The 19,776-nt window shown below is 75.2% G+C and carries 15 protein-coding genes; 6 read left to right on the forward strand and 9 right to left on the reverse strand.

The window, feature by feature from the left end:
• Nucleotides 1-90: 90 nt before the first annotated feature.
• The 6 genes from J2S46_RS18480 to J2S46_RS18505 form a co-directional block, all read right to left on the reverse strand.
• On the reverse strand, nucleotides 91-1,518 hold the full coding sequence (locus tag J2S46_RS18480; RefSeq protein ID WP_191288851.1) for a C40 family peptidase: 1,428 nt from the start codon (nucleotides 1,516-1,518) through the stop codon (nucleotides 91-93).
• A 192-nt stretch (nucleotides 1,519-1,710) separates the two neighbouring features.
• Entirely contained in the window at nucleotides 1,711-2,832 is a 1,122-nt protein-coding gene (locus tag J2S46_RS18485; protein ID WP_191288852.1) for a hypothetical protein, read from the reverse strand.
• Nucleotides 2,833-2,903: 71 nt separating this feature from the next.
• A complete protein-coding gene (locus J2S46_RS18490; RefSeq protein ID WP_229912345.1) occupies nucleotides 2,904-4,802 on the reverse strand; it encodes a threonine/serine exporter family protein in 1,899 nt (632 codons plus the stop codon).
• A gap of 118 nt (nucleotides 4,803-4,920) precedes the next feature.
• Nucleotides 4,921-5,607 (reverse strand): DedA family protein, encoded by a 687-nt coding sequence (locus tag J2S46_RS18495; RefSeq protein ID WP_229912347.1) that lies wholly within the window; start codon nucleotides 5,605-5,607, stop codon nucleotides 4,921-4,923.
• Between the two features lie 259 nt (nucleotides 5,608-5,866).
• The gene (locus tag J2S46_RS18500; RefSeq protein ID WP_191288854.1) at nucleotides 5,867-8,230 is read right to left on the reverse strand and encodes a tetratricopeptide repeat protein; all 2,364 of its coding nucleotides are present in this window, start codon (nucleotides 8,228-8,230) and stop codon (nucleotides 5,867-5,869) included.
• Between the two features lie 149 nt (nucleotides 8,231-8,379).
• Entirely contained in the window at nucleotides 8,380-10,323 is a 1,944-nt protein-coding gene (locus J2S46_RS18505) for an ATP-binding protein (RefSeq protein ID WP_191288855.1), read from the reverse strand.
• Nucleotides 10,324-10,703: 380 nt separating this feature from the next.
• On the opposite strand from J2S46_RS18505, the gene J2S46_RS18510 reads away from it, so the two are divergent.
• Nucleotides 10,704-11,021 (forward strand): hypothetical protein, encoded by a 318-nt coding sequence (locus J2S46_RS18510; RefSeq protein WP_191288856.1) that lies wholly within the window; start codon nucleotides 10,704-10,706, stop codon nucleotides 11,019-11,021.
• 176 nt (nucleotides 11,022-11,197) lie between these two features.
• On the opposite strand, the gene J2S46_RS18515 is transcribed toward J2S46_RS18510, so the two are convergent.
• Nucleotides 11,198-12,448, reverse strand: a complete 1,251-nt coding sequence (locus tag J2S46_RS18515) for a TetR/AcrR family transcriptional regulator (RefSeq protein WP_191288857.1) — start codon at nucleotides 12,446-12,448, stop codon at nucleotides 11,198-11,200.
• A 218-nt stretch (nucleotides 12,449-12,666) separates the two neighbouring features.
• On the opposite strand from J2S46_RS18515, the gene J2S46_RS18520 reads away from it, so the two are divergent.
• Nucleotides 12,667-13,824 carry an acyl-CoA dehydrogenase family protein gene (locus J2S46_RS18520; RefSeq protein WP_191288858.1) on the forward strand — a complete coding sequence of 386 codons (1,158 nt, stop codon included), beginning with the start codon at nucleotides 12,667-12,669 and terminating at the stop codon, nucleotides 13,822-13,824.
• 131 nt (nucleotides 13,825-13,955) lie between these two features.
• Nucleotides 13,956-15,641: a class I adenylate-forming enzyme family protein gene (locus J2S46_RS18525; protein ID WP_191288859.1), complete on the forward strand. Its 1,686-nt coding sequence runs from the start codon at nucleotides 13,956-13,958 to the stop codon at nucleotides 15,639-15,641.
• 139 nt (nucleotides 15,642-15,780) lie between these two features.
• Here the strand turns inward: J2S46_RS18525 and J2S46_RS18530 are convergent, their stop codons facing one another.
• Nucleotides 15,781-16,044 (reverse strand): hypothetical protein, encoded by a 264-nt coding sequence (locus tag J2S46_RS18530; RefSeq protein ID WP_190211277.1) that lies wholly within the window; start codon nucleotides 16,042-16,044, stop codon nucleotides 15,781-15,783.
• A 224-nt stretch (nucleotides 16,045-16,268) separates the two neighbouring features.
• Here J2S46_RS18530 and J2S46_RS18535 point away from each other — a divergent pair, with 224 nt between their 5' ends.
• Nucleotides 16,269-16,586, forward strand: a complete 318-nt coding sequence (locus J2S46_RS18535; protein ID WP_191288860.1) for a cupin domain-containing protein — start codon at nucleotides 16,269-16,271, stop codon at nucleotides 16,584-16,586.
• Between the two features lie 15 nt (nucleotides 16,587-16,601).
• Here the strand turns inward: J2S46_RS18535 and J2S46_RS18540 are convergent, their stop codons facing one another.
• Nucleotides 16,602-17,192, reverse strand: a complete 591-nt coding sequence (locus J2S46_RS18540; RefSeq protein ID WP_191288861.1) for a TetR/AcrR family transcriptional regulator — start codon at nucleotides 17,190-17,192, stop codon at nucleotides 16,602-16,604.
• 135 nt (nucleotides 17,193-17,327) lie between these two features.
• Between J2S46_RS18540 and J2S46_RS18545 the strand changes: the two genes are divergently transcribed.
• Nucleotides 17,328-18,893, forward strand: a complete 1,566-nt coding sequence (locus tag J2S46_RS18545) for an MFS transporter (RefSeq protein ID WP_191288862.1) — start codon at nucleotides 17,328-17,330, stop codon at nucleotides 18,891-18,893.
• A 363-nt stretch (nucleotides 18,894-19,256) separates the two neighbouring features.
• Nucleotides 19,257-19,553, forward strand: coding sequence for a Sec-independent protein translocase subunit TatA (gene tatA / locus J2S46_RS18550; RefSeq protein ID WP_073924582.1), 297 nt, complete (start codon nucleotides 19,257-19,259; stop codon nucleotides 19,551-19,553).
• Nucleotides 19,554-19,776 lie beyond the last annotated feature (223 nt).

Here is a 19,776-nt window from a genome sequence, read left to right on the forward strand (position 1 = left end):
CTCATCGATCTTGCGCACGCGCAAGGCGGGCGCAGAATCGGCGAGAAGGCGCAGAGTGTGATGAGTCCCTACAGCGGGGCCGCCACCCCCTCAGGGCCGGGCGTAGAAGTCGGGCGTGCCCATGATCCAGAGGCTGGCCTGCTTGATCGGCATGCCGGCGCGGGGCGCCTCGATCATCTGGTCGTCGCCGATGTACAGGCCGACGTGGTGGATGTCGGCGGCGCGGCCGGTGTCGCTCCAGAACACCAGGTCGCCCGGGCGGAGCTGGCGGTAGGTCACCGGGGTGGACTCGGCGTACTGGTCGGCGGCGAAGTGGGTGATCCGCCGGCCGCCGGTGCGCCAGGCCATCATGGTCAGCCCCGAGCAGTCGTACCCCGCCGGGCCCTCGCCGCCCCAGATGTACGGCAGGCCGATCTTTGAGCGGGCGAAGGCGATCGCGGCCTCCGCGCCCTGCGCCGACCACACGCCGGGGCCGTCCGGCGGCACGGCGGGTGGTCCGGCCGGCTGCTCCTGCGCGGGCTGGTCGGCCGCCGCACTGGCGGCCTCGGCTGCCTCCGCCGCCGCCCTCTCCGTCGCTGCCTTCTCCCCTGCCGCCCGGTCCGCCGCCGCCCTGTCCGCGGCGATCCGGTCCGCCGCCGCCTGTGCGGCCGCGGTCGCCTCGGCCGCGGTCCTCGCCGCCTCCTCGGCGGCCCGGGCCGTGATCGCCTCCTGGGCCTCCCGGCGGCGGCGTTCGAGTTCGACGGTGGTGTCGCGGGCGGCGGCGAGCTCGCCGAGGAGCTGTTCGCGGCGCCGGCCGATCTCGGCCACCTTGGCCCGGCCGGTCGCGACCAGGGCCTGTGCCTGGTCCCGGGCGGTCCGGACCTCCCCCGCGGCCCGCTCGGCGGCGGCGGTGGCCTCGCGCGCGGCGGCTCCCGCACGGGTCGCGGCGGCGGCCGTGCCGGTGGCGGCGTCCAGGATCTGCCGGGTGCTGCCGCTGACCACCCGGACGACGGCCGCCTGGGCGCCGGCCGCGCGCGGGCCGGGAGCCCCGATCAGCGCGTCGATGGCGGAGAGTTCGGCGGTGGCGCCCTGGCGGTAGGTCTCCGCGGCCAGTCGCGCCGCCTCCTCGGCGGCGGCGTACCGGGCGAGTTCGGCGGCGGCGGCCAGCCCGAGGGCCCGGCTCTCCGCCAGCCGGGCCCGGCTGAGCCTCGCCTGGGCGCCGTTGTAGTTCTCCACCGCCCGTTCGGCCGCCAGGGAGGCCTGCTCGCTTTCGCCCTGGGCGGCGGTGAGCCGGGCCTCGACGGCGGCGCTCGCGGCCGCCCGCCGGTCGGCGTCGGCCCGGGAGCGGGCGATCTCCTCGGCGGAGGGGTAGCCCTCGCCCGGGTGCGGACCGCCCGGTGGCGGGCCCGGCTCGGCGGGCGCCGCCGGCCCGGGGTCGTGCGGGACGGCGGCCGGCGCGGGGGCCGCGCCGGCCGCCGGGAGGGCGCCGAGGGTGGAGGTCAGGGCCAGCAGGAGGATCGGCAGGAGTCTGCGTGTCACGGGTGTCCTTCTCACGCGTCCGACGAGCGGCCGGATGTCTCTTCGGTGACAGTGCGGTCACGCGTAGTGATCATTTCAAAATCACCGGCTCCCCGGGCCGGCCCGGGCCAGGCAGCCGGGTGAGATGTCGGACCATCCGATCGGACGCCGGTCGCGACGGTGCGCGGCGGGCCCGCGCCGGCCTCCGGTCGGCTACCGGCGGACCCTGGGCGTGCGGGGCCGCAGGTGCCGGGGCGCCGGCGCGGTGCCCGCCGGGGGCTGCGGCGGGACGGTGCCGGCCGTGCCGGGGCGGACGGCGTACGTCCGGCTGCGGCCGGCCCGGACGGTGCGGCGGCGCAGGCCGGCCTGCCGCCGTTCACCGTCCTGCTCGTGCAGCGACCCGCCGGGGGTGGCCGGGGCGGGTACGGGTGCCCGGCGGGCGCCCGCGCCCGAGCGCCGGTCGGTCAGCCGGGCCGAGCGCCGGGCCAGGGCGCGGGCCTCGTGCGCGTCGAGGTGGGCGCTGGCCCGGGCGGCCATCCGCTCGGCCACCCGGTGGGTGGCGGTGTGGTGGGCGGGGACCTTGTCGGGCGCCCCGGCGATCAGATCGAAAAGCCAGGTGCGGGCCCGGTCCGCACGCCGGTGGAGCAGGCGTTCACGCCGGAGCGCACGCGCCCTCCGCCGGGGGCGTGTGGCGTACCGCCAGCGCGCCCACGGGCTGCTGGGACGGGCCAGCCGGATCGCGCCGATCCAGGACAGGCCGGGGACCATGATGCCGAGCAGACCCGTCCAGACCTTGCCCTTGAGCAGGGCGACGATCGACACCAGCGCGTTCACCACGATCACCGCGACCAGGCCCCAGCGGGTCTGCTGGCTGGGCACCACGCCGAGGGGGACGTAGCCGGTGAGCAACAGGGCGGTGATCAGGATGCCGAAGATCACCGCGTCCACCGACTTGCGGCCCTGCTCGCTCCAGTAGACGTCGTCCAGGTGCAGGATCAGCGCGAACTCGTCCAGGACCAGGCCGCAGCCGATGCCGAAGCTGAGCCCGAACCAGTCGATCCACGGGTGCCCGCCGTTGGTGGCGAACACCCCGATCCCGCCGACCAGCAGGAATCCCAGCCCGAACACCATGTGGTGGATGTGCAGGCCGCCCGGGGTGATGTTGCCCGGCCACCAGCGGACCTCGGCGCGGATCATCCGCACGCTGAACCGGATGCAGACGAAGGACACGATGAACCCCACCAGCAGCAGGAAGAGCGGCTGTTTGTGCGCGGCGACGATGTGCTGCTGGTAGCCGTCCAGCAGCGAGTCGAGGCTGAGCTGTGCGAGGTGCATGGGTCGTACCTTCGTTCCTGGTGCCGCACCGGGCGGTCCGCCCGTCCGGTGCCGACGGGTCTAACGTCCGCTCAGAATCCCCGGGTGCGTTTCGCGGCGCGCCGGGGGACGGCCGGGTAGAGCGTCAGCGGCTCGGTGCTGCCGGGGATCTTCATGAACAGACGCGCGATCTCACCTCCCAGGTTCACGCCGATGGCGAGGGCGAGGGCGATGGCGGCGGCCCGGGTGATCGAGACCAGGCCGGCGCTGGAGTGGCCCTGCGCGAAGGAGAGCATGCCGAGGTAGATCGCCGAGCCGGGCATCAGCGGGCCGATCGCCGCGGTCACGTACGGGAGCGCCGAGGCGTACCGGTAACGGGCCATCAGCTGGCCGAACAGACCGACCAGGCCGGCCGCGACGCCGGTGGCGACGATCGGGGAGACCTGGGCGTTGTAGACCAGCACCCCGTAGCTGGACCAGCCGACGACGCTGTTCAGGGTGACCAGCAAAAGGTTTCTGCGCGCGGTCTGCAGCAGCATCGCGAAGGCCAGCGTCAGCACCATCGCGGCGATCAGCTGGACCGGCGGGTAGTTGATCCCGACCAGGCTCTCGTCCGGGTTGAGCTTGGCGTGGAAGCCCACGCCCAGGTAGAGGATCAGCATCACGCCGATCACGATGCCGGCGACCAGGTAGATCACTTCGAGCAGCCGGGCGGCGGCGGTGATGTAGAAGCCGGTCAGTCCGTCCTGGACGGCCGCGACCATGGCCCGCCCGGGCAGCAGCGCGAACAGCCCGCCGGTGATGACGACCGATCCGCGCAGGCCCAGGTCGTTGAAGGAGAGCACGATGCCGGAGACCGCGGCCGGCATCGCGGCGACCACGAACTGGTAGAACTCCGGCAGCCCGCGCCGGGCGATCAGCGAGGCCAGCCGGTCGCCGAGGATCGCCGCGACGAAGGCGTTGGCGAACACCAGCCAGGCCTTGGCGTCCAGCCGGCCGCCGACCAAGAAGGTCGCCGCGCCGGCCAGCAGGCCGGTGGTGAGCGAGAGCAGCCAGACCGGGTACGGGTGCCGGTTGCGGCGGATCTCGGCGAGCCGGCGGTACGCGTCGTTGACCGTCACCTGCTCGGCGGTGATGTCGGCCACCAGCTTGTAGACGGCGGCGAGCCGGGTGTAGTCGGAGGTCCGGCGGCGGACCACCCGGTCGGCGGTGACGGGGGGCTCGACCAGCGAGGGCTGGTGGGAGATCCCGATCAGGGTGAAGGTCACCTGCGGCTCGCAGTGGTCCAGCCGGTAGGCGTGGGCGATGCCGAGCATGGCGGCCTCGACGTCCTCCGCCGCCTCGCCGCTGGCCAGCAGCAGCTCGCCGATGCGCAGCGTCAGGTCGAGGATGCGCGGGACGTTGCGCGCGGTCGCCTCGGACTGCCGCTCGCGCGGGGTGCGCTCGAACGCCGGGCGCTCGGACATCGGCGTGCGCAGCAGGGTGCGCATCCGGTCCGGCCAGGGGGCGTCGCCGGGGGCGCCGGGGTTCAGGGTGGGGACGGCGATCCCGTTCGGCGGGGTGTAGCCGGCGGCGCGCCAGTCCTCGGGGGTGAGGGTGTCCTCCGGACCGGGCAGCAGGGCGGCGTCGTACGGCTCACCGTCGTCGCGGCCGGCCCCCGCGGGGCCTGCGGTGGCGGACCCGGCCGTGGCCGACCCGGCGGCGACGGACCCCGTCATCAGCTCGGCGGTCCGCAGCTCGATCGCCCGCAGCTCGGCGGCCCGGGACCGGGCCGCCGGCGCCTCGACGGACGGGGTCAGCAGGCCCTCGGTGGCCGGGGCGAACGGCACGTCGGCGGCGCCCGCCGGCGGGGCGGGGTGGCCCAGCAGGCCCTCGGTGGGCGGGGCGTCGGAGGGGTGCACCTGGCGGGTGTCCCGGGTGTCCCGGGCGGGCGGGGCCGCCCTGCCGCCTCTGGCCCTCTTGCCGCCGCCCGGCCGGCCCCGCTTCGGCACTTCCCGCTCCTCGCCGCCCCTGGTGGCCGGGCCACCCTTCGATCTTCGGTTACACCTTGCCCGATCGAACTCCCGGACGCACATGTACGCGGTGGCCTGCCGGGCCGGTGCCGTGGGCCTACCGGGCGCGGTCGGCGGCCGGCTCCTCGTCGACGGCCGCGTGCCGGGGGGCGTCGACCCGGCCGGCGGCCCGCCGGGCCCGCAGCAGCTCGATCGCGACCGGCACCGCGGAGAGCAGCACGATGGCGATCAGGATCGGCTCGATGTTGTCCCGGACGAAGGCGATCTGCCCGAGGAAGTAGCCGAGCACGGTGACGCCCGCGCCCCAGAGCACGCCGCCGATCACGTTGAACAGCACGAAGGAGCGGTAGTTCATCCGGCTCACCCCGGCGACGACCGGGGTGAAGGTCCGCACGATCGGCACGAACCGTGCCAGCACGATCGCCTTGGGCCCGTGCCGCTCGAAGAAGGCGGCGGCCTTCTCCACGTTCTCCTGCTGGAAGAGCCGGGAGTCGGGCCGGCTGAAGAGGCCGGGGCCCACCTTGCGGCCGAAGAGGTAGCCGACCTGGTCGCCGGCGACCGCGGCCGCCACCACCAGCAGGCAGACCAGCCAGAGCGGCTGGTGCAGGTAGGTGCCGCCGGCCACCAGCATGCCGGTGGTGAAGAGCAGGGAGTCGCCGGGCAGGAAGAAGCCGATCAGCAGGCCGGACTCGGCGAACACGATCGCCAGGATCCCGATCAGGCCGAAGGCGGAGATCAGCGTGGTCGGGTCGAGCCAGGACGGGCCGAGGGCGAGGCTGGTCACGGTGGCGGCACTCCTGAAAGGTCGACGCTTGGCAATGAAAGAGTAAAGCATTCACCAAGTGCCGGGTGGTTCGACCGGGACGGACCGTCAGATCGCCGGCCCGCCCGCCGCAGCCGTCCTGCCCCGCCGCCGTCCTGTGCCCCACCTGCCCGTGCCAGGCCCCACCGCCGTCCTGTGCCCAGCCGACGCCGCTGCCCCGGTCCCCGCCGGTGAGGGCGGGGCCGGGGCAGCGGCGAAGCGGGACGGCCCGCGCAGGGGGTCAGAGACCGTAGCGCTCGACGGTCTTCTCGTGCCGGGCGGTGTCCACGCCGGCCGCCTTGGCCAGGTCGAGCCAGGCGAGCGGGTGCTTCCAGCGCTTCGTCAGCCGCTGCAGCAGGGCGTCCGCCTCGGCCGTCCGGGCCGTGGGCGGCACACCGACGGCCGCGTAGATGCCGGGCAGCATCTCGTCCTCGTCCTCGGGGTCGGTGACGGCGTACTCGTCCGAGCTGTAGGCCCACACCGCGTACCCGGCCTCGGACAGCTCCTGCCGGAAGGCCGCCCACTTCTTGTCCCCGGGCCAGGCGCCGTCGATCCACCAGGTGGTGTAGCCCGCCGGGTCGAGCAGGGTGAGCAGCTGGAACACCGGCCGCCAGCGCTCGCGGACCTGCTGCGGCGCGTCCTCGCCCGGCGGGCGCTCCAGCAGGGCGGGGGCGAAGACCACCACGTCGCCGTGGTTGAGGTCCAGGTCGTCCCCGAGCACCGGCAGCAGGCGGGCGGTGGCGGGGCCGGTGCGGACGGCCGGCAGGTCCACCGAGGCGCCGTTGGTCCGGGCCGCCCGGACGGTGACGAGCTGCCACTCCTCGTCCACCGGGCCCTCGGGTTCGTCGAACTCGATGCCGATCCGGGCACCGGCGGCGCGCACCGCGGGCCAGTCGCGGTTGGCGGTGGCGGCGGTGACCAGGTGCCAGAGGTCGGCCTCCTGAACGGTCCGGTGCTGCTGCTCCGGCGGGGTCCCCTCCGCGGGCAGGGCGTGCAGCAGGATCTCCTCGTACAGCCGCTGCGCCCGCGGGTGGTCGCCCAGCTCGGTGGCGGCGGCCGCGGCCAGCCGCCGGGTGTTGATCCGGCTGGGCTCCTGGGCCAGCAGGGCCGCACAGTGCTCGCCGACCTCGGCCCAGCGGCTCTCGGCGGCGGCCCAGCGGGCCCGCGTCCAGTACGCGTCGGCGGGGCTGGTGGCCATCAGGCGGTCCGCGAGGCGGCGCACCCCGTCGCCGTCGCCGGCGTCGATCAGGACGGCGCCGAGCAGCCCGGTCAGCTCCTGGTGGCCCGGGTCCTGGTCGAGTCGCTCCCAGAGCAGGTCGGCGGCGGCCCGGGTGTGGCCGAGCGCGCCGAGCAGCCCGGCCAGGCGCAGCGCCAGGTCGGTGGCCTCGGCCCGGTCGCCGCTGTGCCGGCTGCGGGCCGCCGCGATCAGGTCGGCGTCGGCCTCCGGCGCGCCGGGTTCCGTCCGGGCGGCCAGCAGGGCGAGGAGTTCGCCGGGCGGCACCGGCAGCTCCGGCTCGGGCAGCGCCCCGGCGGCCGCCCGCAGCCCGGCGACCTGCTCGGCGACGCCGTCGGTGCGGCGCAGCTGGGTGAGCTTGCGCTCGCCGGTGGCGGCCAGGGTCAGCGCCACCGTGCGGGCGCCGCGGGCGAGGGCGAGCCGGCCGGCGGCCAGCAGCAGGTCCACGCAGGGGCGGTGCGAGCCGGTGGAGTCCAGGTAGCCGACCCAGCCGGTCAGCGCGGCGCCGAGTTCGGCGGTGTTCTCGTGGGCGCCGGCGGCGTGCAGGATCTCGATGGTGGCGACCCAGGCCGGCCGCAGGTCCGGGTGCCGCTCGGCCTCGTCGGCCGAGGGCAGCAGGGCGAGCGCCTCCTGGGTGCGGCCGAGCCGGGCCAGCGCGCGGGACCGCAGCATGGCGCCCCAGCGGCGGTCGCTCTCGTTGAGCTCGGCGCCGCGGGCGCGTTCGGCCCGCTCGGCGGTGTCCAGCAGGGCGAGCACCTCCTCGTCCCGGCCGAGCAGGTGCAGGGTGCCGGCCCGGGAGTGGTGGAAGTGCAGCGAGAGCCGCTGGCCGGCGGCCCGCATCCGGGTGGCGGCGGTGTCGAGGTGGCTGAGCGCGTCGGCCGGGCGGCCGTCGTCCTCCAGGGCGTCGGAGTACTCGCGGGAGAGGCAGTCGAAGCAGGCCCGGGCGGGCTCGATCCGGTCCAGGGTCTCGCTGAGGACGGCGAGCCGCTCGGGCACGAAGCCGGGGCCGTCGACCCGGGCGTGGCAGATGGCGAAGTCCTGGACCACACAGACGGACTGCGGGCAGCTCGCGGTCTGCTCGCGGTGGGCGAACTCCAGCAGGTCCACCGCCTCGGGCAGCGCCTGCTCGCCCTGGTGGCGCTTGTTCAGCAGGTTCTGCATCCGCCAGTGCCGCAGGTAGACCTCGACCCAGGGCAGGTCCAGGGCCCGCGCGGCGGCGACCGCCTCCGGGAACACCGCGTCCAGCTGGTCGTTGCGGCCCTCGTTGGCGTGGCCGGGGAGTTCGTAGATGGCCTCGGCGAGTCGGTGGTGGCCGGCCTCGGCGAGCTGCTGGTGGGCGTCGTGGACCCAGGCCCAGATGTCGGTGCTCATGCGGTCTCCCCCTGCGGGTGGTGCTGTGCGGTGCTGACGGGTGCGCTGCTGACGGTCGGACGGACGGCCGGCGGGTGTGCGGGCGACGGGTGCGCGGGCGACGGGTGCGCGGGCGGCGGACGGGCGGGGCACGGCCGGGCGGTGCGCGCTCAGGCTCCCGCCCCCTGGTCCGGCCCGCTGCGCGGGGCGCCGGGAAGCGTGTCGGGGAGCGTGTCCGGGACGGCGGGCAGGCCCGCGGGCAGAGCCGCCGTCAGGGCCGAGACGGCGGTGCCGATCCCGGCCAGGGCGGCGGTGAGGTCCCCCGCGGGCGAGGCGCCGGACGGACCGGACGCCGCCATGATCACCTTGAGCGAGCGGAGCAGGCCGGCCGCCGTGGCGGCGCCGGTGTGCCCGGCGCGGTAGGCGGTGAGCAGGTCCTGGACGGCGGGCGCCGCCAGGTTGAGGTACAGCCGGGCCTTCACCTCGCCGCCGGTGCGGGCGGTGAACGCCCGGGCGAGCCGCAGCGCGGCGGACGGGATCCGGGCGTCCGCCTGGTCGTCCTCGATCCTGGCCTTGAGCTCCGCCTCCCGGTCGGGCACCAGGACGAGCGGCAGGCCGGGCGGCTCGAACCGGGCCGGCACCAGCTGCTCGCCGTCGTCCGCGAGGGCCGCGGCCAGCCAGGCCCGCTCCTCGGCGGGCAGCGGGCGCTCGGGGTCGCGGAACAGCTCCCGGTTGCCGTGCTCGCTGCCGAGTTCGACGATCCGGCAGTCCCGCAGCTGCGCGTAGCGGCGCAGGAACGGCAGCACCGCGTACCGGTCGCCGCGCGCGATCGGGACCTGCATCGCGCGGTACAGCATCTCCTCGAAGCCGCCGCCGCTGCCGAGCGCGATGTGCACCGCGCCGCCGCCTGCCGCCCGCAGCGCGCCCGCCGTCAGGTCGCCCTGCGAGGTCGGGACGGGTACGTCGTCGGCGAGCAGGGTGAACAGCCGGTCGTCGCAGAGCGCCGCACCGAGCAGGTCCTGGCCGTGCCGGGCGAGGATCCGACGCCAGGCCGCGGGCCGCAGCCGGGCGGTCTCGTACAGCCCGTCGACGATGGCGTCGGTGAGGGCCTGCTGGAGCGCCCGGTAGTGCTCGTCGCGCTGGAGGTCCTCGCGGCTGGCGGTGGGGGTGAGCCGGTTGGACTCGACGACGCCGCCGACGAAGCCGGCCCAGCCGGGCAGCAGGTCGCGGGCGTCCTCGGAGAGCAGCATGCCGCGCAGGTAGACGGCGAGGTCGCGGTTGTCGCTGCTGCCGTAGGTGCCGCCGTCCTGGACCCAGAGCAGGCCGACCGCGTCGGTACCGCCGGCCGCCGGCCCCACCGGGAAGGCGGCGAGCGGCTCGAAGCGCCGGCCGAAGGCGGTGGCGAAGCGCATCCGGGCCGCGTACGGGTCGCCCTCCGGCTCCTCGCGCCAGGGCACCGGCACGTCGTTGACCGGCCGCTCGTCGTCCCCGACGAAGACCGGGACGCTCAGCAGGACGCAGTACCGGCCGAGCACCTCGCGCAGCGCCTGCTCGTCGGCCAGGTGGGCGTGCTCGGCCTTGAGGGTCAGCTCGACCACGCTGCCGGGGGCGCGTCGGGCGGCGACCGGCTCGACGCTGTACTGCTCGCCGCCGCGGCTGCGGTAGCGGTGGCCCAGGGCGGGCTCGCGGTGCGAGGTGGTGGTGACGGTGACCTCGTCGGCGATCGAGAAGGCCGAGAGGAAGCCCAGGCCGAACGCGCCGATCAGCTCGTCGTTCCCGGTGACCTCGCGCAGCAGCCGGGTGTAGCCGGTGCCGACGGTGGCGAGGTAGGCGTGGATCTCCGGCTCGGTCAGGCCGGCGCCGGTGTCCGCGATGCTGACGGTCCGCCGGAGCGAGTCGCCGCGGACCCGGATCGTCGGGGTGTGGCCGCCGTCCGGATCCTCCAGCCGGCGCCGGGTGTGCGAGTCGTGGGCGTTCTGCACGAGTTCGCGCAGGGCGACCAGCGGCGTGGAGTAGAGGTGCGTGGCGAGGACGCTCACCAGACCGCCGAGGTCGACCTCGGTCGTACGCAGATCCTCGGTGGGCGCGGGGTCGGGGCGGTGGCCTTCAGACATGAGGCCCCAGTGTGCCAGTACGACTATTGCCTGGACCATTCCTTAATCGGACGGCCGTCCGGCGGGAAACCCGGTCGTCAAACCGGGATTGACGCCCCACCGCCCGGAACAGGAGGTTCGACCGCGTCCCGTTACCCGCCCGCACATCTGAACGGGCCTGCGAACGAGGTGGGTTCATCAATGGACCGGATCCCGGGAACGGCCTCGGGGGTTCTCCGGTTGTTCCGCCTTTATGACACCATCGGGCGAATTGTGCTCCATTCGGTGGGACCGGGCCGGGCCCTGGTGAATGCTGGACGTGCGACGCCAGGCAACGGCGCGTCCCGGGGCGGCCACCCCGCGGGCGCCATTTCTCGCACCGACCCTTCAGGGAGACCATCGTGTCCCGCATTCGCGCAGTCGCCGCCGTCACCGCCCTCGGGGCCTTCCTCCTCGCGGGCATCGGCACCGCCCAGGCCGACAACGGCGCCGGCTCCGAGAACCACTCCAACGGCAGCGTCGTCAGCAGCGTCGGGTCCGGCAACGTCGTGGGCGGCGTCCACGGCAACGCCGACGGATCCCAGCAGTCGGCCACCGGCTCGGGCGGCGGCAACCAGAACAACTCCGCCGGCGTGGCGGGCAACGCCGGCGCCGTCGGCGCCTTGCAGGGCAACGGCGGCCTGGCGGCCAAGGTCTACTACCCCTTCGTCCTCTACTAGGCCGGGGCGGAGCGGTCCCGTCGGCGCACCCGTCGGCGCACCCGCCGGCGGGGCCGCCCGGGGCGGGGTGCCCGTCCCGCCGGCGCGGGGGCGGGCGCCCGGCCCGTCGGCATCGGCGGCCCCCCGATCGCCGGATGCCGTTCCCCGATGGCCGGATGCCGGTCGCCGGGTGCCGCTCAGAGGCCGAGCACGGCCCGGGCCATCCGCTCCAGGCAGTCCCCGAGGTCCGCCCGCTCGCTGTGCGGGCGGTTCCGGACACCGTCGTTGACCAGAGCGAACATCGAGTGCACCCGGATCCGGGCCTCCGCGGCGTCGTACTCCGGGCGGACCTGCCGCAGCAGCCCGACCCAGGTCCGCAGGAAGTCCCGGCGGAATTCCACGGCCGTCCTGCGGTCGGGCGGGGCCAGCCGCTCGGTCTCGCTCAGCATGGCGCCCAGGTAGTGGCTGTGACGGCGGGCGAAGCCGATGTACGCCCGCAGGCCGGCCGCCAGCGCCGCGTCCGCCCGGGCCGCGCCGGTGACCGCGGCCTCGGTCTCCTGCCGGAGCCGCTCCCGGCCGCGCACCAGCGAGGCGGCGAGCAGCGCGGCCTTGCTGTCGAAGTGGTGGTAGACGCTCGGCCCGGACATCCCGACCGCCGCGCCGAGCTGATCGGTGCTCACGTTGTCGAACCCGCGCTCGTGGAACAGCCGCACGGCGGCCACGAGCAGTTCCTCACGCCGCTGCCCCGGCCGGGCCGCCCCCGGGTCGGCGAGGACCGTCGGCTCCACCCGGGCGCCGACGAGCGGGACGGCCAGCAGGGCCGCCCCGATGTCCCGCAGCAGCCGCTCGAAGCGCCGGCGCGGCGGCGTGAAGCCGTGGTGGGACAGGCCGCCGTAGACCGAGAGCGCCGACCAGCAGAGCAGTTCCGCGTCCGCCTGCGGGAGGTCGGGCCGGTCGGCGCGCAGGACGCCGGCCATCAGCCGTACGTCGGCGCGCAGTTCGCGGCGCAGCCGGGCCCGCTGGCCCGGCGGGAGCAGCCGGGCGTCGCGCTGCCAGAGGGTGCCGAGCGGGCGGTGGTCGATCGCCACGGTGCTGAGCGCGGCGCAGAGTTCCGCCGTTCCGCGGGCCGGGGCGAGGGCCTCGGCGAGGGCGTCCAGGCCGGATCCGACCACCTGGTGGAGCAGTTCGGGCTTTCCCCGGAAGTGCCGGTAGAGGGCGGGCGCGGTGATGCCGAGGCCGCCCGCGACCTCCGCCATGGTGACCTGGTGGTAGCCGCCGCGGTGGAACAGGTCCGCCGCGAGGAGCAGGATCTGCGCCCGGCGTCCGGCCGGTCGGCTGCTGCCGCCGCCGGGGCGCACCCGCCGGGTCCCCGCCACCGCGCCCTCCACCCGCTCGCCCACCCGCTCGCCCACCCGGCCGCAGCCGCGGCCCTGCCGCCCGCGGCGCACGCTCCGCCGCACGGTGCCCGCCGAGCCCGGCCGGCAGCCTAGCAAGGATTCACTTGACGACGGATCGTCCCAGGTGAACCGTCCATCGGCGGCCTGCGGGAATCCCCGGTGACAGCTCTGGACAGCGGAAGCTACCCGCGATTAACTTGTGCCGCGATCCTCCTGGCCGCCGCGCGCGCCAGGCCCCCCGCTGGAGCACCACCGAAGGGAGCGCCACCGTGCGCCGCACCGTGTTCAACGAGGACCACGAGGCCTTCCGGGAGACCATCCGGGACTTCATCGCCAAGGAGGTCGTCCCGGTCTACGAGAGCTGGGAGGCCGAGGGCCACCCGCCGCGCGACTTCTACCGCAAGCTCGGCGCGCTCGGCGTCTACGGCATCGAGGTGCCCGAGGAGTACGGCGGCGCGGGCGAGACCGGCTTCAAGTACCAGGCGGTGGTCAGCGAGGAGTGCGCCCGGGCGGGTGTGACCTTCGGGTCCTCCGGCGTGCACACCGGCCTGGTGCTGCCGTACCTGATGGAGTACGCCGACGAGGAGCAGAAGCGGCGCTGGCTGCCCGGCTTCGTCTCCGGCGACATCATGACGGCGATCGCGATGACCGAGCCGGGCGCCGGCTCCGACCTCGCGGGCATCACCACCACGGCCAGGCTGTCCGAGGACGGCACCCACTACGTGCTGAACGGCGCCAAGACCTTCATCACCGGCGGGGTCCTCGCCGACCTGGTCCTGGTGGTCTGCCGCACCGCGCCGTACGACCCGGCCGACCGCCGGGCGGGCCTGTCGATCCTGTGCGTGGACACCACCTCCGAGGGCTACGCGGTCGGCCGCAAGCTGCAGAAGATCGGCCTGCGCACCTCCGACACCGCGGAACTCTCCTTCACGGACGTCAAGGTGCCGGTCGCCGACCTGCTCGGCGAGGAGGGCAAGGCCTTCGCGTACCTGACCCACAACCTGGTGCAGGAGCGGCTGGCGATCGCGGTCGGCGCGTACGCCTCGGCCGCCGCGGCCGTGCAGTTCGCCGTCCGGTACGTGAAGGACCGCAAGGTGTTCGGCAAGGCGGTCGCCGAGTTCCAGAACACCAAGTTCACGCTGGCCGACTGCGAGGCCCAGGTGGTCGCCCAGCAGTCGATGGTGGACCGCGCCCTGGAGCTCTACCAGAACGGCGAACTGACGGTGGCGGACGCCGCCGCCGCCAAGCTGTTCTGCACCGAGTCGGCCTCCGAGGTGATCGACAAGTGCCTCCAGCTGCACGGTGGTTACGGCTACATCCTGGAGTACCCGATCGCCCGCCTCTACACCGACAACCGGGTGTTCCGGATCTACGGCGGCACCAGCGAGGTCATGCGCACGATCATCGCGAAGTCGCTCGGCCTGTAGCGGCGCACCCGTGCGGCGGGCCCCCGGTGCCGGGCGGCCTCCCGCCCGGGGGAGCATGGCGGCGGCGGGACGGCCGGTCCCGCCGCCGGCCCGCCCCGGGCCCGGCCGGTCCCGCAGCATCCGAGGACGTCATGACGAGCGACTCGCTCCGTACGGTCACCCGCGTACAGGCCGCGCTCAGCGCGCCCGGCGGGCCCTTCGCCGTCACCGCGACCGCGAACGGCCCGCGGTACACCGGCGGCCCGGCCGGCCTGCGCGACTTCCTCGACTCCACCCGGGCGCACGGCGAGCGTCCCTTCCTGGTCACCGCCGGCGGCGCCCTCGGCTACGCCGAGCACCACGCCCGGGCCACCGCCCTCGCCCACCACCTGCTGGACGCGTACGGCCTGCGGCCCGGGCAGCGGGTGGTGATCGCGATGCGCAACCTGCCCGAGTGGCAGATCACCTTCTGGGCCGCCCAGGCCGCCGGGCTGGTCGCCGTCCCGCTGAACGCCTGGTGGGAGGGGCCGGAGCTGGCGTACGCGCTGGACCACTGCGATCCCGCCCTGGTGGTCGCGGACCAGGAACGGGCCGACCGGATGCGGCCGTGGTTCGCCGGCCGGGCCGGGGCCGGCCCGCGGCTGCTGACCGTCGGCGACCGCCCGCGTCCCGGCGCCGACCGCTTCGAGGAGCTGCCCGCCCCGGCCCCCGGCCGAGCCCTGCCCGACGTCCCGCTCGATCCCGACGGCGACGCCACCCTGATCTACACCTCGGGCACCACCGGGCGTCCCAAGGCGGTCGCGGCCACCCGTTCGGCCTGGTGCGCGGCCCTGCTGGGCCCGCGCTTCTTCGCCGCCACCGCGGTGCTGTCCTCCGGCGGCGACCTCGCCGGGGTGCCGCCGCAGACGACCCTGATGACCTATCCGTTCTTCCATGTCGCGGCGTTCAGCACGCTGCTGCCGCTGATGGCGAACGGAGGGACGGCCGTGCTGATGCACCGGTGGGACCCGGCCGAGGCGCTTCGGCTGGTCGACCGGCACCGGGTGACGATGTTCGTGGGCGTGCCCACCACCGCGCTGGGCCTGCTGGACGCCGCCGACCGGGCCGGGGCCGGGCTCCCCTCGCTGCGGGTGCTGAGCACCGGCGGCGCCGCCGCACCGCCAGGGCTGGCCGCACGGATCACTGCACGGTTCGGCGGCCGGGTGGAGGCCCGCAACGGCTACGGGCTCACCGAGACCTGCGGCGGCGTGCTCGCCAACCTGGGCGCCCGCTACCGGGAGCACCCGGACAGCGTCGGCCGGCCCTGCCCCGCCGTGGAGGTCCGGATCGCCGGCCCGGACGGCTCGGCCCTGCCGGACGGCGAGGTCGGTGAGCTGCTGCTGCGCGGGCAGCCGCTGTTCCGGGGCTACGCGGGTGATCCGGAGGCGACCGCGGCCGCCTTCGGCGACGGCTGGTTCCGCACCGGCGACCTGGCCCGGCTCCGGGACGGCGAGGTGTACATCGTCGACCGCCTCAAGGACATGGTGGTCCGGGGCGGCGAGAACGTGTACTGCGTCGAGGTGGAGGGCGTGCTCTGCGACCATCCGGCGGTGGCGGACGCCGCCGTGGTCGGCGTGCCGCACCCGCTGCTCGGCGAGGAGGTCGCGGCGGTGGTCGTGCTGCGCACCGGCGCTGAGCCCGACCGGGACGGGCTGCGCTCGCACGTCGCCGGGCGGCTGGCCGCCTTCAAGGTGCCCGCCCACCTGGTGTTCCACCCGGGGCCGCTGCCGCGCAACCCGACCGGGAAGCTGGTGAAGCCGGCCCTGCGTGAGCAGGTCGCGGCCCTGCTGCCGGGCTGACCGCGCCGGACGGACCGCCCCGGACGCACCGGCCGGAGGCCGGGGTACGGCGGCGGCCGCCCCGGCGGACTGCCGGGGCGGCACGGGCCGGCGAACCGTACGGGGACGGCGGGCCCGGGGGCCGGGCCGCCCCGGGCGGTCAGTTCGACGAGCCCTGCTGCGCGCGCCAGACTTCCCAGCCCGCCATCGAGGCGGCCTTGGCGTCTTGCAGCTTGCGGCTCGCCAGCTGGGACGGCGGGGTGTCCAACTGCCGCACCCAACTGCGCCCGGCGGAAGCGATGGACACGCTCACCATCACGGCACCGGCCAGGCCGAGGACGGCCCCGACACCGGTGAGCACCACACCGCCGACCAGCAGGCCGCGGTTGAGCTGGATTCCACTGAGGACATTCTGATTCGCCATGGGTCCACCATCCGTGAGCCCGTCCGCCCCCGCATCCCGGACAGGCCCGGGCCGCGCGGAATTGCTCCGACCGGGTCCCCGGCCCGCCCGGCGGGCGGCGCGAAGGACGGCGCGGCGGTGGGCGCGGCGGTGGGCGTCACGGCCGTGCGCCGGCCGCGCCCGGCATGCGGATCCCGCCCGGTCGGCCCTAGGGTCGCGGACGGGGGCCCTTCCAGGAGGACGTCATGGACGATCTCGTACAGCTCGCCGACGAACAGGCCGCCAAGGCCGCCGCCAGCGCGCACGGCCGCAGCGCCCACCTGCTGGTCCACGACGGGGTGCTGCGCCAGACGGTGATCGCGCTCACCGCCGGCACCGCCCTGGACGAGCACAACGCGCCGAGCGCCGCGAGCCTGCAGGTGCTGCGCGGCCGGGTGTCGCTGACCATCGCGGGCCGGCGGCTGGAGCTGTCCACCGGCCAGCTGCACCCGATCCCGCAGGAGCGGCACGGGCTGCTGGCGCACGTGGACTCGGTCGTCCTGCTGACCGCCGTCACCAACTGACCCGGCGGAGAGAACCTAGGCCGTGACCGCCCGGGGAACGCCGTCCCCGACCAGCCGCAGTCCGCGCAGCACGTCCCGGCCGCTCGGGGCCAGCTCGGGCGCGGCCAGCCACTGGGCCGCCAGCCCGGCGAGCAGGGCCTGGTAGAACATGCCCCGGGCCAGCTCGGTCTCGTTGTCCACCACCTCGGGCAGTCCCTGGAAGAGCGCGGCCAGCCCGAGCCGGCCCTCCTTCTGCACGGCGGCGAGCTGCTCCTTCAGTTCGGGGGCGTGCTCGACCTGGGCGATCGCCTCGAACTGGGCGGCCCACAGGCCGCGGTGTTCGGCGAAGGTCTCCAGGACGCCGTCCCAGACGGCGACGAACCGCTCCTCGGGGTCGTCGGTGCCGCCGTCCGCCCGCGCCACCGCGCCGGCCAGCGCGCCGCCCCACTCACCGACGGCCTCGATCAGCGCCAGGTTGAGCAGCGACTCCTTGGAGCCGAAGTGGTAGCCGATGGCCGCCAGGCTGACCCCCGAGGCGGAGGCGATGTCCCGGGCGGTCGTGCGCCCGTAGCCCTTCTCGTACAGGCAGCGCTTGGCCCCGGCCAGCAGGTCTTCTCGATTTCCCATGGCTCGATGCTACGACAGCCATGGACGGATGTCTTGCACGTATGAACCAGACATATGAGTAAGACGAAAGAGCGAGACGTTCGATCTAGACATACGTACTAGACAAGCGTCTGAAACGCTCGTACTGTCATCCTCATGACCGCAACCCACGGCCTCGCCGGCCGCCGCGAATGGATCGGCCTCGCCGTCCTCCTGCTCCCCGTCCTCGTCCTGAGCATGGACATGGGCGTCCTCTTCTTCGCCGTCCCGTTCATCAGCACGAGCCTGGCGCCGAGCGGCACCCAGCAGCTGTGGATCATGGACATGTACTCCTTCCTGCTCGCCGGGTTCCTGATCACGATGGGCGCGCTGGGCGACCGGATCGGCCGCCGCCGGCTGCTGATGATCGGTGCCGCGGGCTTCGCCGGGGCCTCGCTGCTCGCCGCCTGGTCCGGCAGCGCGGACCAGCTGATCGCGGCCCGGGCCGTGCTCGGCATCACCGGGGCCACCGTGATGCCCTCGACCCTCGCGCTGATCCGCAACATGTTCCACGACCCGAAGCAGCGCCAGACGGCGCTCGCCGCCTGGGGCGGGGTGCTCACCGGGGGCGCCACCCTGGGGCCGGTGGCCGGCGGTCTGCTGCTGAACCACTTCTGGTGGGGGTCGGCCTTCCTGATCGCCATCCCCGTGATGGCCCTGGTGCTGGTCGCCGCGCCGTTCCTGCTCCCCGAGTACCGCGCGCCGAAGGCCGGCAGCTTCGACCTGCTCGGCGCGGCGCTCTCGATGGCGGCGATCCTGCCGGTCGTCTACGGCGTCAAGACCGTCGCGGTGGACGGCTGGAGCCTGCTGCCGGCCCTCGCCCTGCCGGCCGGACTGCTGGTCGGCACCGCCTTCGTCCTGCGCCAGCGCACCGCCGCCCACCCGCTCATCGACCTCGGCCTGTTCCGGATCCGCACCTTCAGCGGCGCGATCACCGTCAACACCATCGCGATGTTCGCGATGATGGGCTTCGCCCTCTTCACCTCGCAGTACCTGCAGCTGGTCAAGGGCATGAGCCCGCTGGCCGCCTCGCTCTGGGCACTGGCGCCGAGCGTCGGTGTCGGCGCGGCCGTCGGCCTGGCCGGCGCCCTGGCCGGCAAGGTCCGCCCGGCGCACCTGATGGCCGGCGGGTTCCTGATCGGCGCGGCCGGCTTCGGAATGATGACCCTGGTCGGCCCGGACTCCCCGCTCGCCCTGATCCTGGTCGCCGCCGGCGTGCTGGCCGCCGGCAGCGTCGGCACCATGACCCTCACCGCCGAGATGGTGGTCGCCGCCGCTCCGCCGGAGCAGGCCGGCGCCGCCTCCGCCACCTCCGAGACCGCGGTCGAGCTGGGCAGCTCGCTGGGCATCGCCCTGCTCGGCGCCGCCGGCGCCGCCATCTACAAGAGCCGGCTGGACGGCCGGCTGCCGGCCGGACTGGACGGCGACGCGGCGCGGGCCGCGCACGACACGCTGGGCGGGGCGGTCTCGGTGGCGGGGCAGCTGCCGGGCCGGCTCGGCGGCGACGTGCTGGAGGTCGGCCGGGCCGCCTTCACGGACGGCATGCACGTGGCCGCGATGGTCGGACTGGTCTTCCTGCTCGGCGCCGCAGTGGCGGCCCACCGCCTGATGCGGCACCTGCCGGTGCCGGCCGCACCCGCCGGGCCGGCCGGGCAGGAGCAGGCCGAGCCGGCCGCCGTCTGACGGCCCGGCCGGGAGCGGAAGGGCCCGGCCGGGGCGGTGGGGACGGACCTTCCCGCCGCCCTCGGCCCGCCCGCAGGAGTGAGATCGCCCGGTCGCCGGGCCTTGCGGATCATCGAGAGCCCCCTCCCGCCCGGGAGGGGGCTCTGCTGTGATGTCCTCGCAGGTCAGCCGTGGTATCCGGGCGGCCGGACGGTCGGCGGGGGCGGCCCGGCGCGAGCCCCGGAATCCACCCCTACGGCTCCGGCTCTTTGACCACCGTTTCCCGACCGGTGTATACGTTCGCCGTCTTCGCCAGGCATACTGGCCGAGCCGGGCGATTTGCCCGGCGACAACGGCGAGAATCGAAGGGACCGGTGGTCAGGGATGCTGCGTAACGGTCTGGAGCCCTGGCACCTCCTGGTGGTGCTGGCTGTCATTATCCTGCTCTTCGGGTCGAAGAAGCTGCCCGAGATGGCCCGTGGGCTCGGCAAGTCGATGCGCATCCTCAAGGCGGAGACCAAGGCCCTGCGCGAGGACGACGCACCGGCCGACGCCGCCGCGTCGAACGCCACCGCCGCGTCCACCGCGTCGCCGGCGCCCGAGCAGCCGCGTCCGGCGGCCGTGACGCCGTCGAACGTCACCACGGCTGCCGAGAACACCAAGTCGGCCACCGGCGCCTGAGCCCGGCCGCACCCGAACGCTCTGCGGAGCCCGCGATCCGTCCTCCGACGGATCGCGGGCTCCGTTGCTGTTCGGGCCGCCGATGGCATGCCGACACCCCGGCCGTCCGGGACACCCCGGGCCGCGCCCCGGGGCCGCACGCCCGACGCCCCGGGGCCGTCCGGGACGGCCGGCCCGGCCACGAATTTCCCCGCCGCGCACGCGCGACGAGGGTCGCCCGGCG

Source organism: Kitasatospora herbaricolor, assembly GCF_030813695.1.
Classification (GTDB): Bacteria; Actinomycetota; Actinomycetes; order Streptomycetales; family Streptomycetaceae; genus Kitasatospora; species Kitasatospora herbaricolor.

Bases quoted from the DNA above. Each gene is read 5' to 3' on its own strand.
- J2S46_RS18485 (WP_191288852.1), bottom strand. From the start codon at position 2,832: ATGCACCTCGCACAGCTCAGCCTCGACTCGCTGCTGGACGGCTACCAG.
- J2S46_RS18500 (WP_191288854.1), bottom strand. From the start codon at position 8,230: ATGAGCACCGACATCTGGGCCTGGGTCCACGACGCCCACCAGCAGCTC.
- J2S46_RS18505 (WP_191288855.1), bottom strand. From the start codon at position 10,323: ATGTCTGAAGGCCACCGCCCCGACCCCGCGCCCACCGAGGATCTGCGT.
- J2S46_RS18525 (WP_191288859.1), top strand. From the start codon at position 13,956: ATGACGAGCGACTCGCTCCGTACGGTCACCCGCGTACAGGCCGCGCTC.
- J2S46_RS18530 (WP_190211277.1), bottom strand. From the start codon at position 16,044: ATGGCGAATCAGAATGTCCTCAGTGGAATCCAGCTCAACCGCGGCCTG.
- J2S46_RS18535 (WP_191288860.1), top strand. From the start codon at position 16,269: ATGGACGATCTCGTACAGCTCGCCGACGAACAGGCCGCCAAGGCCGCC.
- J2S46_RS18540 (WP_191288861.1), bottom strand. From the start codon at position 17,192: ATGGGAAATCGAGAAGACCTGCTGGCCGGGGCCAAGCGCTGCCTGTAC.
- J2S46_RS18545 (WP_191288862.1), top strand. From the start codon at position 17,328: ATGACCGCAACCCACGGCCTCGCCGGCCGCCGCGAATGGATCGGCCTC.
- tatA (WP_073924582.1), top strand. From the start codon at position 19,257: ATGCTGCGTAACGGTCTGGAGCCCTGGCACCTCCTGGTGGTGCTGGCT.